The organism is Streptomyces sp. NPDC043726 (assembly GCF_056436565.1).
The window spans coordinates 64,509-77,683 of record NZ_JBWKCI010000015.1 but is presented as its reverse complement, the minus strand read 5'-3'; the positions used below and the strand labels follow the sequence as shown (position 1 = coordinate 77,683).

Below are 13,175 nucleotides of genomic sequence, written 5' to 3'. Positions count from 1 at the left end.
GACGGAACCTGCCACGACGCCGGCTTCGCCGCCTGGGCCGACGGCAGGTCCGCCTCACGCGCATTCGCCTTCGCGGCACGCCAACTGCGCTTCATCCGGGCGCTGGAATGCGATTGACGCTTCCGCGCCCGATCCTGGACGATCTCGGGTCGTGAACACCAGCAGTGATCAAGGCGCCCCCAGCGGGATCCCCACCACCCGCCCACTCGCCCTCGTGACCGGAGTGGGCCGCACCGTCGGCATCGGCGCCGGCATCGCTCGTCAACTGGCCGCGTCGGGCTGGGACATCGCGTTCACCTACTGGACCCCCTACGACGACCGCATGGAGTGGGGCCGGGAGCCCGGCGCGACCGAGGCGATCAGTCGGGCGTTGGCCGGACGCGGCGCCTCCAGTGCGGCGATCGAGGCGGATCTCGCCGATCCGGGCACCCCGGCGCGTGTCTTCGACGAGGCCGAGGAACGGCTCGGCAAGGTCACCGCGCTGGTCATGTGCCACTGCGAGTCCGTCGACTCCGGTCTCCTCGACACCACCGTCGAGAGTTTCGACCGGCACTTCGCCGTCAACGCCCGCGCGACCTGGCTGCTCATCCGGGAGTTCGGGCGCCGCTTCGCCGCAAAGCCGGGAACCGGTCGGGTCATCGCCCTCACCAGCGATCACACCGTCGGCAACCTGCCCTACGGCGCCAGCAAGGGCGCCCTCGACCGCATCACCCTGGCCGCCGCCCGCGAGCTCGCGCACCTCGGTGTCACCGCCAACACGATCAACCCCGGACCGGTCGACACGGGCTGGATGTCCGAGGAGGTCCGCGAGCACTGCGTACGCAGCACGCCGCTCGGCCGCCTCGGCACCCCCCAGGACACCGCGCACCTCGTGGACTTCCTGTGCTCCCGGGAAGGCGGTTGGGTCAACGGCCAGTTGTTGATGAGCAACGGTGGCCTCGCATAGGGCACGTGGTCCCAGTGCCGCTGCTCAAGTCCCCTTCGCCCATTCCGGTGTCCACGTTCCCACGGCGTCAGGGGCGGCCGTCGACGCTGCGAGATGGGCACGGAGCGTGGCCAGCGCCGGGTGGGGGTTGTCGCGGTGCCAGAGGAGGGAGTGCGGATAGACGGGGGTGGGGTCGGTGATCGGGATGCGGCGCAGGTCGTGCCCGGCCGGCCAGACCAGTCGGGTGTGCGCTCCCATGAAGGTGGCCAGCGCCGGGGTGTCGGCGACGGTGTCCAGGAGCGCGTCGGAGCCGAAGTTGGGGCCGGTCGCCTCGATGGTGAGGCCGAACTCGGCGACGAGGTCGTCGTAGTAGGCCGCCCACTCGGTGCCGGGGACGATGCCGGGCATCCAGATCCGGTGCCCGGCCAGCTGAGCCAGCGGCACGGACCGCGCGCCCGCCAGCGCGTGCTCCGGGCCGGTCAAAAGCTCCAGCGGCTCGTCGAGCACCCGGACCGAGTCAAGATCCTCTCCCGTCGGCCGGCCCGGCGCGCCGACCGCCCGGAAGGAGGCGTCGATCGCACCGGAGCGCAGCGCGGCCACGGCCTTCTCGATCTCGAACAGCCACACCACGTCGAGATCGATGTCGGGGTACGCGCGGTGGAAGGCGCGCATCAGGCCCGAGGCCGCGCCGCGTGAGGCGATCACGTCGACGCGCAGCGGACGGTCGGCGGGGCGGACGGACGCGGCGGCCCGGTCGGCGATCCGCAACAACTCGCGCGCGTGGGGCAGGAACGCCTGCCCGTCGATGGTGAGCTCCGCGCCTCGTGGGGTGCGGGTGAACAGCCGCACCCCGAGGGCGCGTTCCAGGGCGGCGATGCGCTTGGAGACCGCCTGCTGGGTGATCGCCAGCTCGGCGGCGGCCTGCTGGAACTGCCCCGCCTCGGCGACGGCGACGAAGGTCCTCACGCTGTCGAGATCCACACCCCACACCCTACGACCACAACCACCGGTTGTGGCTCAACGGGCTCCCGGTTGTTTGATCCCCAGGCCATGTGCCCGCTTTGATGCTCCAGGACACGGACTGGTTGTGCGGAGCGGCAGACACGAGAGGCAAGCGGGGATGAGCAGCGAGCACCGGCTCGGGCGGGCCTTCGGATGGCTGTGGGCTGCCTACGGGACCAGCGCGCTCGGCACCTGGCTCGCCTTCGGCGCCTTCCCGCTCATCGCCATCGAGGTGCTGGACGCCTCACCCGCCGAGGTCGCCGCGCTGTCCTCCATGGGGGCTGCCGTGGGCGCGGCGGTGGCGGTGCCGCTCGGACCGTGGGTGGAGTTCCGCCGCAAGCGGCCGGTACTGATCGCGACGGACCTGGTGCGGTGCGCGGCGCTGCTGACGATCCCCGCCGCCTTCGCGCTCGGGGCGCTCACCTTTCTCCAGCTCCTGCTGGTCTCGGTCGTCGTCGCGGCGGCCGACATCACCTTCCGCGCCGCCTCGGGCGCGTACCTGAAGACACTGCTGCCGGACCAGGACCTGCTCGTCGCCAACGCCCGTTTCGAGTCGACGACCTGGACCACCGCGATCATCGGGCCGCCCCTGGGTGGCGCCGCGATCGGACTTCTCGGGCCGGTGGCGACGGTGGTGGCCGACGCGGTCAGCCACCTGCTCTCGGCCCTGGGCATCCGCGCGATGGGCGGGCACGAGCCGCGCCCCGATCGCCCGGAGGCCGCGCGCCTGCGCGCCGGGGATCTGATCGCCGGGTGGCGGTACATCCTCGCCGACACCACCCTGCGTCCGCTGTTCTTCAACACGGCCCTGTTCAACGGCCTGGTCATGGCCACCTCGCCCCTGCTGGCCGTCCTCATGCTCGGCCGACTCGGGTTCACCCCCTGGCAGTACGGCCTCGCCTTCGCCGTACCGTCGATCGCCGGGCTGCTCGGCGCCCGCCTCGCCCGACGCCTCGTCTCCCGGTTCGGCCAGCACCAGGTGCTGATCGCGGCCGGGACGCTGCGGGCGATCTGGCCCGTCGGCCTGGCCTTCCTGGGGCCGGGCACCGCAGGGCTGCTGCTGGTCATCGGCGTCGAACTCGGGCTCATCTTCTGCTGCGCGGTCTTCAACCCTGTCCACGCCACCTACCGCCTCCAGCGCACCGCGACCGACCGCGTCACCCGCACCCTGTCCGCGTGGACGGTGACGACAAAGGCCGCGACCGCACTCCTGACCGCCCTGTGGGGCGTACTCGGCAGCCTCCTCGGCCCACGCACCGCCATCGCCCTGGCCGGCGTGCTCCTGCTGACCACCCCCCTCCTGCTGCCCCGCCAAGCGCCGACACCGCATCCGGAGCCGGCGTCGGCGCCGAGCCGCACCTGATCAGCGACAACAGCGGGGCCGCACCTGATCAGCCACAACCGCCCGAGCCGCCACAACCGACCCCGCCCGCACTTCCACAAGTGGCTCAATTCCGTTCATCCATGGGCTACTTGAGCGCATGGACGGGTATGCACAGAGCGGTGGCATCGGGGAGGCACTGGGGGGCTGACACCATGGCGCGCCTGTTGTGGACCTCCGGCCCTTCCCACTCCCGTCGCGCGCAACGGCGGCAGGCCGTGCGCCTGCTGCGAGCCGGCGGGCTCTACGGGCCGAGGTTCCGCGATGTGCTGCCCGCGCTCGTGCTGACGGTGGCGGCCGTGTGCGCCGTGGTGGCGCTGCTGGCCTGGGGATACCGGGCCGCGGGGTTCGTGGTGCCGCTCCTCGGTGTCCTGGGCGTGGTGGGTGCCGTGGCGCTGTGGGTACGGCGTCGGCGGCCGGATGCCCGCCGGCGCACCGGCCACTACACACCGGACGATCTCCAGGAACTCGACACCCAGGGCCTCGCGCTGGCCGTCGCGCGCATGCTGCGCCGGGACGGCTGGCGGGTACGGCTGATGCCCGCGCCGGACCGGCCCCGGGTGTGCGCGCGCAACACTGACGGCGGTCACCTCGACGTCGCCTTCCGGCCCGTGGCGGAACCCCTGCCCGACGAGGACCCACCCCACCCCCCGACGCGCCGCGACAAGCCCGCCGAGGAGGGCCTACGTCTGGTCGTGCACCGGGGCACGTTCGCGGCCCGCGACATCCAGTGGGCGCGACGGGACGGCACGACCCGTCTGCTCGACGGCTCGGCACTGCGCCGCTGGGGAGCGGGCGAGCCGCTGGCCGACGTACTCCCGGAAGAGGTGTGAGCGGAGGCGCATCCCCGGCCGACGCCCCTCCCCGGCCGAGGCGCCTCCCCGGCCGACGCGTCGTCCCGCGCGGGGCGACGCTCGTCCACCGGACAGCGTGCGGCAGGATGAGCACCATGAGCGTAGTCAAGATCAACGTACTGGCCGTCCCCGCCGAGCAGCGCGAGACGCTCGAGAAGCGCTTCGCCTCCCGCGCGCACGCCGTGGAGAGCTCCGACGGCTTCGAGTGGTTCGAACTCCTCCGGCCCGTCGAGGGCACCGACAACTACCTCGTCTACACGCGCTGGCGCGACGAGGAGTCCTTCCAGGCCTGGATGGAGGGACCGATGAAGGCGGCCCACCAGGGCGGCGGCGGCACGGAGGGCGGCGAGCGCCCCAAGCCCGCGGCCAGCGGTTCCACCCTGTGGTCCTTCGACGTGGTGCAGCAGGCGGCACCCAAGCGGGACTAGCGTCCACGGTTACGGGGTGCGCCGCGCCTCGTGACGGAGAGCCGCGCCGGTGAGCAGCGCGCCGAGCCCCTCCCACAGACCGACCCCCAGGAACGCGGCGGGGGCCCGGTCGCCGATCACCGCGAGCGTGAAGACCGTGCACGTCAGCAGCCGGAAGGGCACGGTCCAGCGGAAGAACGCCTTCCAGTCGGAGGCGGCGGCCAGCACGTAGTACACACCCATGTTGACCGCCGCCATGGAGGAGGCGGTCACGAACACCAGGGTGTGGTCTCCCCGCGCCCGCCCGGAGCCGTCGGGATCCGTGAATCCCATGACGGTGAGGAGGGCGTCCGGCGCGATCAGCCCTACGACACCCAGGGCGGCGGCGAGGACGCCGAACACGGACATGGTCCAGCCGGACGGGGAGCGCGGCACGAGTCTCACGAAGTACTCCGGTTCTCAGGGGTGTTGCGCTTGATGTGCCCCCTTCCCTATCGCGTCGCCCCCGGCCCGCCCGCACCGGGGTCCGACGGCCTGCCCGCGGCCTGAAGGCGACCTACCCGCGACCGCGGTGGCCACGGCACAATGGGCGCCGCCGTTTCCAACAGGCGGTACGGCGGACGCCGTATCACCCCGGCAGCACGTGGCCAACCAACCGAGTCTTTCGGGGAGTTGTGGGCGATGACTGCACGCCGTACCACCAAGGGACGTCTCGGGCCGACCGCCCGCCTGCTGAGCCTGCTCGTCGTGGCCGTCCTCGCCGTGTCCGGGACGAGCGCGGTCGCCGCGCCCGCGGAGCAGAGAGCGACACGTGCCGCTTCGGCTGTCGAGGAGCTGGGGATCGCCGGGACGTCCTGGGCCGTCGACCAGCGCACGGGGACTCTGCGGATCCACGCCGACACCACGGTCACGGACACCGATCTCGCCCGACTTCGGGGCCTCGCCGCGCGCTTCGAGGGCGCCGTCACCCTCGTACGGCAGAACGACCGGCTCCGCGCCCTCGTGTCGGGCGGCGACGGCGTCTACGGTGCCGGCCTGCGCTGTTCGGCCGGGGTCAACGTACGCAGCGGGACCACGTACTACTTCGTCACCGCCGGCCACTGCACGGAAGCCACGTCCACCTGGTACACCAGCTCCGCCCAGACCACCGCGATCGGCCCGACGACCAGCACCAGCTTCCCGGGCAACGACTTCGGCCTCGTGCGCTACGCCAACGCGGGCGTACCGCACCCCGGCACCATCGGAACCGTAGACGTCACCGGCACCGCGAGCGCCTACGTCGGCCAGAGCGTCTGCCGACGGGGCGCGACCACCGGTGTCCGCTGCGGCAGAGTCACCGCGCTCAACGCGACCGTCAACTACGGCGGCGGCGAGATCGTCTACGGACTCATCCAGACCAACATCTGCGCCGAGCCCGGCGACAGCGGCGGCCCCCTGTACGCGGGTGACAAGGTCATCGGCATCCTCTCCGGCGGCACCGGCAACTGCACCACCGGCGGCACCACGTACTACCAGCCGATCCAGGAGGCCCTGTCCGCCTACGGGCTGTCCGTCTACTGACGAACCGCTCCCCGCGTCGGCAGGTGGCCAGGAGCGAGCGTCAGCTGGGCGCGCACCCGTGTGTCTGCTGGTTGCGTTCCACCACGTCGAGGTGGTCTCGCAGCGTCCTGGCCTGCTTGTTCAGGCGCGTGGCCTCGCGCCTGGCCTCGTACGGGTCGCTCCAGTCGATGCCTTCGAGTTCCCTCAGCACGTCATCGAGCTGCTGGGCGAAGTCCTCGTACTGGACGCGCAGTTCGTCGCAGACTCCGCTGGTGGATCCGACGGCCACGTGCACACGGGGGCCGGCCTGGCCGAACCAGCGGACTCCTTCACGCACCATCTGCCAGCAGAAGGCGTACCTGCCTGCCGCGGCGGGAGCGGTGACGTCGAACTGGAACACGGCGCTGTTACCCGGATCCACCGAAGCCTGCGGCAGCTCGACCCGGCCCGTCCCCCACACGGTGTTGTCCTGGGGGGCCTGACTGCCCAGGCGGTAGTGGTCGCGCAGGGTCCAGGTGGTTGAGCCGCTGTTCTCCGCGGTGATGGTCACGTGGGAGCGGGCGCCGGTCCCCATCGGGGTGGGTGGCGGCACGGTCATCCGGACGGAGGCGCCGTCGACGTAGGCCGGACCGGGGTCGGCCGGCGCGTACGGGATGCGGAAGAACCCGCGGATCTGGCCGGGCACCTCACCGTCCGTGCCGTTCGTGGTGATGGTCTTGGCCGGGCGGTGGGAGCTGATGTCCAGCTGGATGACGATGTCGTCCTTGCCGGGTTCGTTGCAGTCGTAGACGCGCAGGGTGAGGACGTCGCCATGCCGCTCGTAGCCCCACACCAGCACGACATGGTTCTTGAACACGTCCCAGGGGGCGTACGACCGGACCAGGACGAGGCCGATCGGGCACAGAATGCCGCGGTCGATGTCGTCGAGGATGCCGGGCACTTCGTCGATGGTCCGGTGGAAGAGCCCGGGTCCCCAGAACACGGTCTCGTGGTCGAGGGCCTGGGTTTCCGCGAGCCAGCGCTGAATCAGTGCGGGACCGTTGAAGCTGTCGATGAGGCGCCCGAGAATGTGCTGGGCCAGTTCCAGGGGGATTCGCGTGGAGATCCGTCCGCGCAGTTGCGGTGTCCCGCTCTCGTGGATGTCCCTGGCCAGGAACGACATGCCCCCGCACAGCCCCATCCCGGTCGCGTCCACGGAGGTGCCCGGAAGTCCGGGGACGGAGATCTGCAGTGCGGTACCGGGCGGCCACGGGCCATTACGGAACAAGGGGGCCCGGGTCGAGGGCAGGAAGCCGGGGACGGAGGCCGGGCCGAAGCGTTGGACGGTGCCCGATGCCCACAGGGCGAGATTGGCGGCGCTGTAGAGGACGAGATTCCCGTCATCCTGCAGAACGATCCAGGACCCGGGATTGCCGTCGGTGTGGGTGGCCCAGAGCGGTTTCTCCTCCGCCGTGTACAAGACGAAGTTCCCGTCCCCCTGCATCACGGCGTGGGTGCCGGGTTGCTGCCAGGTGTCCGAGGACCACAGTGCGGCCCCGTCGTCCGTGCGATAGAGGACGAGGTTTCCGTCCCCCTGCATCACCAGGCGCACCCGGGAGTTGTTCGACGTCAGTTCCTCTCCGGTGCCGAGTCGTTGATCAGTGTGCAGTCGGTCCATCTCGCGCCTCCCCCGGCCGAGTCCATGGTGGGGAGTGTTGCAAGGGAATGCCCGGTTCGGCACCGCTCGTCGCTCTGCTGTGGGGGAGAATGCTCGACATGACGACTTGAAGAGCATCGGCCGGATGGCAGCCCTGGCGCAAAGTCGGGGTCTGGGACACGGTCTTCGATGGGGAGCGACGGGTCTGCGCCGTCTGCGGAACGCCCGTCCGCTCCTATCAGTACCGCTTCCATCCGCCGGAATCCCCCTTGTTCGAGCGGTGCGTGGGGCTCGGCTGGTGTTCCGGGTGCCGGATCTACTCCGGCGCGATGGTGCATGTCCCCCGCGGTGAAGTGCTCGTCGACGCGCTGGCGTCACTGCCGCCTGAGCGGCGGGAACGGCTGATGCGTTCGGAGACGCGGCTGATCGAGTTCCTGGACCGCCGTCCTCACGAGACCGTCGCCGTGGGCGGAGTCCATCGCCGGGTGCGGGGCACCGCGGTGGACAGGCCGTAGTCCTTCTTCAGTTGCTCGGGGATGGCGTAGTGCATGACGCGGCCCCGGGTCAGCGAGGACAGTTCGAGGATCGTGGTGAGGTGGCCCAGGCGGTCCAGGGCCCAGGCGCCGAGCGGGGACCGGTCCTCGATGGTCTCCAGCACGCCGAGGAGGTGGGGTACGGCCTTGACGACGGTGTCCCAGGGGGTGCGGGCCACCTGAAGCCAGTCGGCGCAGGTGTCGCCGACGAGGTGGCGGATGAGGGAGGAGACGATCGGGTCGAAGAAGGTTCCGGGGACGACCTCCTCGTAGAGGTCGATGAGCTGCCGGGTCAGGTGCGCGCCTTCCTCGGACGGTCCCATGTGCCGGATCATGTACCGGTCGAGGAACAGGCGTGCTTCGGCGAGGGACTTGGGGACCGCCTCCTGGTCGACGCCCAGCATCGCGCCGACCACGCGCCAGGCGTAGTAGTAGGCCTCCGCGCCTTCCTCCGACATGTGGATGCCGAGGCGGTGCAGGCTGTCCAGCACGAGCAGGGAGAAGAACATCTGCCCGCCGATCATGTCCTCCTGGCAGATCGGCGTGCCGAGCACGTCGGTGTCCCAGCGGTTCTCACGCTGGAGGTGGTGGCGAATGGAGGCGTGCAGGAGGCGGACCTTCTGGGCGGCCGGGATGAAGCGGCTGCCGGCCTCGAAGGCTCCGGGCTGCATGAGGTAGACGGTGAACTGGCCGGTCTCCGCCATGCGTTTGGAGGGGTACTTCAACCCGTGCGTGGCCGACAGGAGCTTCGCCACGTGCGGGACGAGATAGCAGGCGGGCATGGACGCGAAGGACAGCGCGGTGGAGATGTGCACGTTGTTATCGATGAAGAACAGCCGTGCCTTCTCCATCTCCCCCCAGTCGACCCAGTCCGGCGGGACGCTCGTGGCCTGGAGGTACTCCCGGGCGACGTCGGGCAGGCCCTCCGGGAGCGGGGATCCGACGGTGGAGACGTAGCGCATGAGAGTGTTGAACTTGCCCACTTCCCCGCGCTCGAAGAGTGCGGCGACGGTGGCGTCGGCGAGTTCGTCACCGGCTCGACGCAGGGCGTCCATCGATGCTTCGGTGTAGGTCACGGCAAGGCTCCTTCTCGCCCACGGGCGTCCGCGGTCACTGGAGTAGGGCGTCAGGACATGCGGACCGTCGCCGAATGCGCCAGCGCGGTCAGGGCGGTTGCGGCTTGTGGGGTTACGTCCATGGCGTGGACGGCGTCGAGCGCTTCCTCGACCCTTGCGCTGATCATGGCCTCGACGCGGTCCGGCGTCCTCAGCCTGCGCATCACCTCGCGCACCGCGTCCGTTGCGTCACCGTCCGGATCCCGGCGGCCCAGGAGAGAGCGCAGTCGCCTGCGGTCGTCCTCGTCGGCGAGACGCCAGGTCTCCGCGAGCAGGGCAGTGGGCCGGTGTCCGTGCACGTCGTCGGCGTTCGCCTTGCCGGTCCGGTGCGGGTCGCCGAAGAGACCGATCAGGTCGTCCCGGAGCTGGAACGCCTCACCGAGCGGCAGCCCGTACGCCGAATAGCCCTCGCGCAGACGCCCGTTCGCACCGGCCAGCGCCCCGCCGATCAACAGGGGCTGTTCGACGGTGTACTTGGCGGTCTTGTACCGGATCACCTTCAGCGAAGCCGCGGTGTCCGGCACGGCTCCGGTGTGCAGGATCTCCAGGCACTCCCCGGCGATCAGCTCGCGCGCCAGCACGGACCACAGGGGGCGGGCCCGCGCCAGGTACGCGGCGGGCAGACCGCTGGTCGCGAACAACTGCCCGGCCAGGGACATCAGCAGGTCCCCCACCAGCATCGCCAGCGACCTGGCGGCAGTCGCGGCGCGGGGGCGACGGCGTACGGCATCGCGCAGGGCGATGTGGGCGGCGGGGCGGCCGTGCCGCAGCGGGCTGTCGTCGATGAGGTCGTCGTGGACGACGGCGGCGGCGTGGACCAGTTCCATCGAGGTCGCCGCACGCACCAGCGCGTCACTGTCGGGCTGGCCCGCCGCACGCCAGCCCCAGTAACAGAACGCCGCCCGCAGCCGTTTGCCGTCCCGGGCCGCCGACGCTAGCTGCTCGGCCACCGGGTGCAGCGCCGGGTCGATGGCCGCGATCTGCTCGGCCTCCTCGGCGACGAACCGGTGGAGCACCTCGTCGACGCGGGTCTTGAAGGCGGCCGGCTCCCACCGCTCAGGCGTCATCGGCGGCCTGCCTCGCCAGGACGTGCCGGGCGAGGATCTCCAGGTGGGCGGGGGGTGGGGCGGCGTACCGGTCCAGCACGAGGCGACCGCGCGCCATCAGGTCGTGCTCGGCGTCCGCCGCCAGCTCCGCGGTGTCCGAGCGGCGCAGCAGCCCTCGCAGCGTCCCGAGAGCCGTACTCGCAGTGCTCACCGCCAAATCGGCTAACCCGGCCGCGAGTAAGAGGGCTTGCTCGTCAAGGCCCCCGCGTCGTCCCGCTTCGTGCGTCATCCAGCTCCCCCACCCTCAGCGCAGCCGGTTCGCACCAGCTGGGCGCACCGTCCGTTCCAGCATCGCCACACACCGGACAGGAAGAAGCGGGAACTCACCATCAGGTGATCGCCTCACTCACTCGTACGAAATGCGGCCGCCCGGTATGTGGCCGACACGGGCGCGTAAGCGATGCCACCGCTGGGCACTGATTCCCGCCGACGCAGTGAAGCGACTTCAGGGAGCCGCCCGATGACCGTCGACCTCCGCTCCGAAGCCCACAAGCTCCTGCCCCATCTCATACGGCTCAGGCGGGACCTGCACCGCACGCCCGAGCTGGGCCTGGACCTTCCCCGCACCCAGGCGAGGGTTCTCGCCGCGCTGGAGGGGCTCGGCCTGGACGTCAGCACCGGCGAGCGGCTCAGCTCGGTCACGGCAGTCCTGGAGGGAGCGCGGCCCGGGCCGACCGTTCTCCTGCGGGGCGACATGGACGCGCTGCCCCAACACGAGGACACCGGGCTCGAGTTCGCCTCGCAGGTGCCCGGCGCCATGCACGCCTGCGGTCACGACCTGCACACCACGATGCTGGCCGGCGCCGCACGGCTGCTGGCGAGTCACCGGACGGAGTTGGCGGGCCGGGTGGTGTTCATGTTCCAGCCCGCGGAGGAGTCCGGCGGCGGCGCCCAGCCCATGATCGACGAGGGGCTGCTGGACACCCCCGACGGCGAGCCCGTCAAGGCGGCGTTCGCCCTGCACGTGACCACGCGTTTCGACAGTGGAACACTGCGTCTACGTCCCGGCCCGACCTTCGCCGCCTCCGATCTCCTCCACCTGACCGTGCGCGGCCGATCCGGCCACGCGTCCACGCCCCATCACACCCTGGACCCGATCCCGGTGGCCTGCGAGATCGTGCAGGCGCTGCAGACGATGGTCACCCGAACGGTGAACGTGTTCGACCCCGCGGTCGTGACCGTCGCCTCCATCCACGCCGGCACCACCAGCAACATCATCCCGGAGACGGCGGAGATCCTCGGCACGGTCCGTACGCTCACGCCGGAGACCCGGCAGAAGCTCCGTGACGGCATCACCCGGGTCGCGCACCACGTCGCCGCAGCCCACGCGGCCGCGGTGGAGGTGGAGTTGACGGAGGGGTATCCGCCGGTCGTCAACGACGCCGACATCGCCGCGGCCGTACGCGACACGGCCGAGGGCCTGCTCGGGGCGGAGGCCGTGCATGAACTGCCTGAACCCATGATGGGCGCCGAGGACTTCTCGTACGTGCTGCGCCGGGTGCCTGGCGCGATGGCATTCCTCGGCGCCCGTCCGCCCGGCGCCGGTCTGGAGGGCGTGCCCGACTGCCACTCCAGCCGGGTCGTGTTCGACGAGGAGTCGATGGCGGCCGGCGTCGCACTGCACGCGGCCGTGGCGCTGCGGTTGCTCGCCGGGTAGGAGTGCGTCATCGGTACCGCGGCACCAACGCCACCGCGTCATCACCGCCGTCGCGTCATCGGTGCTGCGGCACCACCGCCACCGGGCACTCCGCGTGGTGCAGCACAGTGTGTCCCACCAGGCCGAGTTGCAGCCCGAGGTGCCCCTTGCGCCGGTGCGCTCCGATGACGAGGAGGTCGGCCGCCGAGGACCTGGCCACCAGCGCGTGACGTGCCGCGCCCTCCAGCAGGGCGCGGTGCACGAGCACGTCGGGGTGTTCCTCGGCCACGTCGTCCAGGGCCTCGGCGAGCAGGAACGCGGCCTGCTCGTATTCGGCATGGGCGTGCTGTCCGGCCGGCAGGGGGAACGGCACGGCCCTGCGCCGCCAGGCCCGTGCGGCCTCGACCTCGCAGCCCCGCGCCGCCGCCTCCTTGACGGCGTACCGGACCGTGGCCGGGGCCGAGGTTCCGCCGATGCCCACGACGATGCGGCCGTTGCCGGCGGTGCGGTTCTCCGCCCGGCCGCGTACGACGACGACCGGACAGGGGGACCGGGCGGCCAGGGAGAGGCTGACCGAGCCGAGCAGCAGTTCCTTGAGCGGGCCCCTGCCCCGCACGCCGGTCACAACGGCGGCGGCGCGCCGGGCCTCGTGCAGCAACGCCGACGCGGGATCCTCCGGCACCACGTCGATGCTGATCTCCAGGTCCGGTGCGCGCTGCCCGGCGCGCTTGGCCGCCGTGGCGACAACACTCTGCGCGAGGTCGTGCTCCGTGACCACGTCCGGGTCTGCTCCGGGCGTGTCCGCCAGGGCCGCGCTCTCGTACCGCTCCCACAGCGAGGCGTGGACGATCCGCAGCGGAACGCCGTGCCGGACGGCCGCGTCCGTGGCCCAGTCGACGGCGTGGAGGCTGGGCTCCGAGCCGTCTACGCCCACGATCAAGGGCCGCACCATGGCTCCCACCACCTCCAGCGTGCCGAGGTGTCCTCCCATTCTCCCCCCGCGCCCGTCAGCCGTCACGTCGCTTGTCGAACCATCAGACG

The 13,175-nt window shown here is 71.3% G+C and carries 13 protein-coding genes; 6 read left to right on the top strand and 7 right to left on the bottom strand.

All coding sequences use genetic code 11. From position 1 onward, the window contains the following. The first annotated feature begins 151 nt into the window (after window positions 1–151). Window positions 152–946, top strand: a complete 795-nt coding sequence (locus AC068Z_RS35020) for an SDR family oxidoreductase (protein WP_478565111.1) — start codon at window positions 152–154, stop codon at window positions 944–946. A gap of 24 nt (window positions 947–970) precedes the next feature. Here the strand turns inward: AC068Z_RS35020 and AC068Z_RS35015 are convergent, their stop codons facing one another. Beyond that, window positions 971–1,906 (bottom strand): LysR family transcriptional regulator, encoded by a 936-nt coding sequence (locus AC068Z_RS35015; protein WP_478565108.1) that lies wholly within the window; start codon window positions 1,904–1,906, stop codon window positions 971–973. Window positions 1,907–2,045: 139 nt separating this feature from the next. Between AC068Z_RS35015 and AC068Z_RS35010 the strand changes: the two genes are divergently transcribed. The 3 genes from AC068Z_RS35010 to AC068Z_RS35000 all read left to right on the top strand — a co-directional run bounded on the left by AC068Z_RS35010 (window position 2,046) and on the right by AC068Z_RS35000 (window position 4,590). Next, on the top strand, window positions 2,046–3,290 hold the full coding sequence (locus AC068Z_RS35010; RefSeq protein ID WP_478565105.1) for an MFS transporter: 1,245 nt from the start codon (window positions 2,046–2,048) through the stop codon (window positions 3,288–3,290). A gap of 173 nt (window positions 3,291–3,463) precedes the next feature. Continuing rightward, complete coding sequence (locus AC068Z_RS35005) at window positions 3,464–4,141, top strand: hypothetical protein (RefSeq protein WP_478565102.1); 678 nt, start codon at window positions 3,464–3,466, stop codon at window positions 4,139–4,141. A gap of 116 nt (window positions 4,142–4,257) precedes the next feature. Beyond that, window positions 4,258–4,590, top strand: coding sequence for an antibiotic biosynthesis monooxygenase family protein (locus AC068Z_RS35000; protein ID WP_478565099.1), 333 nt, complete (start codon window positions 4,258–4,260; stop codon window positions 4,588–4,590). Window positions 4,591–4,599: 9 nt separating this feature from the next. On the opposite strand, the gene AC068Z_RS34995 is transcribed toward AC068Z_RS35000, so the two are convergent. Further along, window positions 4,600–4,977, bottom strand: coding sequence for a hypothetical protein (locus AC068Z_RS34995; RefSeq protein WP_478565464.1), 378 nt, complete (start codon window positions 4,975–4,977; stop codon window positions 4,600–4,602). A gap of 273 nt (window positions 4,978–5,250) precedes the next feature. On the opposite strand from AC068Z_RS34995, the gene AC068Z_RS34990 reads away from it, so the two are divergent. Then, window positions 5,251–6,129: a S1 family peptidase gene (locus tag AC068Z_RS34990; RefSeq protein ID WP_478565096.1), complete on the top strand. Its 879-nt coding sequence runs from the start codon at window positions 5,251–5,253 to the stop codon at window positions 6,127–6,129. 40 nt (window positions 6,130–6,169) lie between these two features. On the opposite strand, the gene AC068Z_RS34985 is transcribed toward AC068Z_RS34990, so the two are convergent. The 4 genes from AC068Z_RS34985 to AC068Z_RS34970 all read right to left on the bottom strand — a co-directional run bounded on the left by AC068Z_RS34985 (window position 6,170) and on the right by AC068Z_RS34970 (window position 10,727). Beyond that, window positions 6,170–7,765, bottom strand: a complete 1,596-nt coding sequence (locus AC068Z_RS34985) for a hypothetical protein (protein ID WP_478565093.1) — start codon at window positions 7,763–7,765, stop codon at window positions 6,170–6,172. Window positions 7,766–8,192: 427 nt separating this feature from the next. After that, entirely contained in the window at window positions 8,193–9,353 is a 1,161-nt protein-coding gene (locus AC068Z_RS34980; RefSeq protein ID WP_478565090.1) for an oxygenase MpaB family protein, read from the bottom strand. Between the two features lie 50 nt (window positions 9,354–9,403). Next, window positions 9,404–10,459: a polyprenyl synthetase family protein gene (locus tag AC068Z_RS34975; RefSeq protein WP_478565087.1), complete on the bottom strand. Its 1,056-nt coding sequence runs from the start codon at window positions 10,457–10,459 to the stop codon at window positions 9,404–9,406. Beyond that, entirely contained in the window at window positions 10,449–10,727 is a 279-nt protein-coding gene (locus tag AC068Z_RS34970; protein ID WP_478565084.1) for a polyprenyl synthetase, read from the bottom strand. The genes AC068Z_RS34975 and AC068Z_RS34970 overlap by 11 nt, the downstream gene beginning before the upstream one ends. A 231-nt stretch (window positions 10,728–10,958) precedes the next feature. Here AC068Z_RS34970 and AC068Z_RS34965 point away from each other — a divergent pair, with 231 nt between their 5' ends. Beyond that, a complete protein-coding gene (locus tag AC068Z_RS34965) occupies window positions 10,959–12,155 on the top strand; it encodes a M20 metallopeptidase family protein (RefSeq protein WP_478565081.1) in 1,197 nt (398 codons plus the stop codon). A 55-nt stretch (window positions 12,156–12,210) separates the two neighbouring features. On the opposite strand, the gene AC068Z_RS34960 is transcribed toward AC068Z_RS34965, so the two are convergent. Then, window positions 12,211–13,125, bottom strand: coding sequence for a universal stress protein (locus AC068Z_RS34960; protein ID WP_478565078.1), 915 nt, complete (start codon window positions 13,123–13,125; stop codon window positions 12,211–12,213). Window positions 13,126–13,175: the final 50 nt, after the last annotated feature.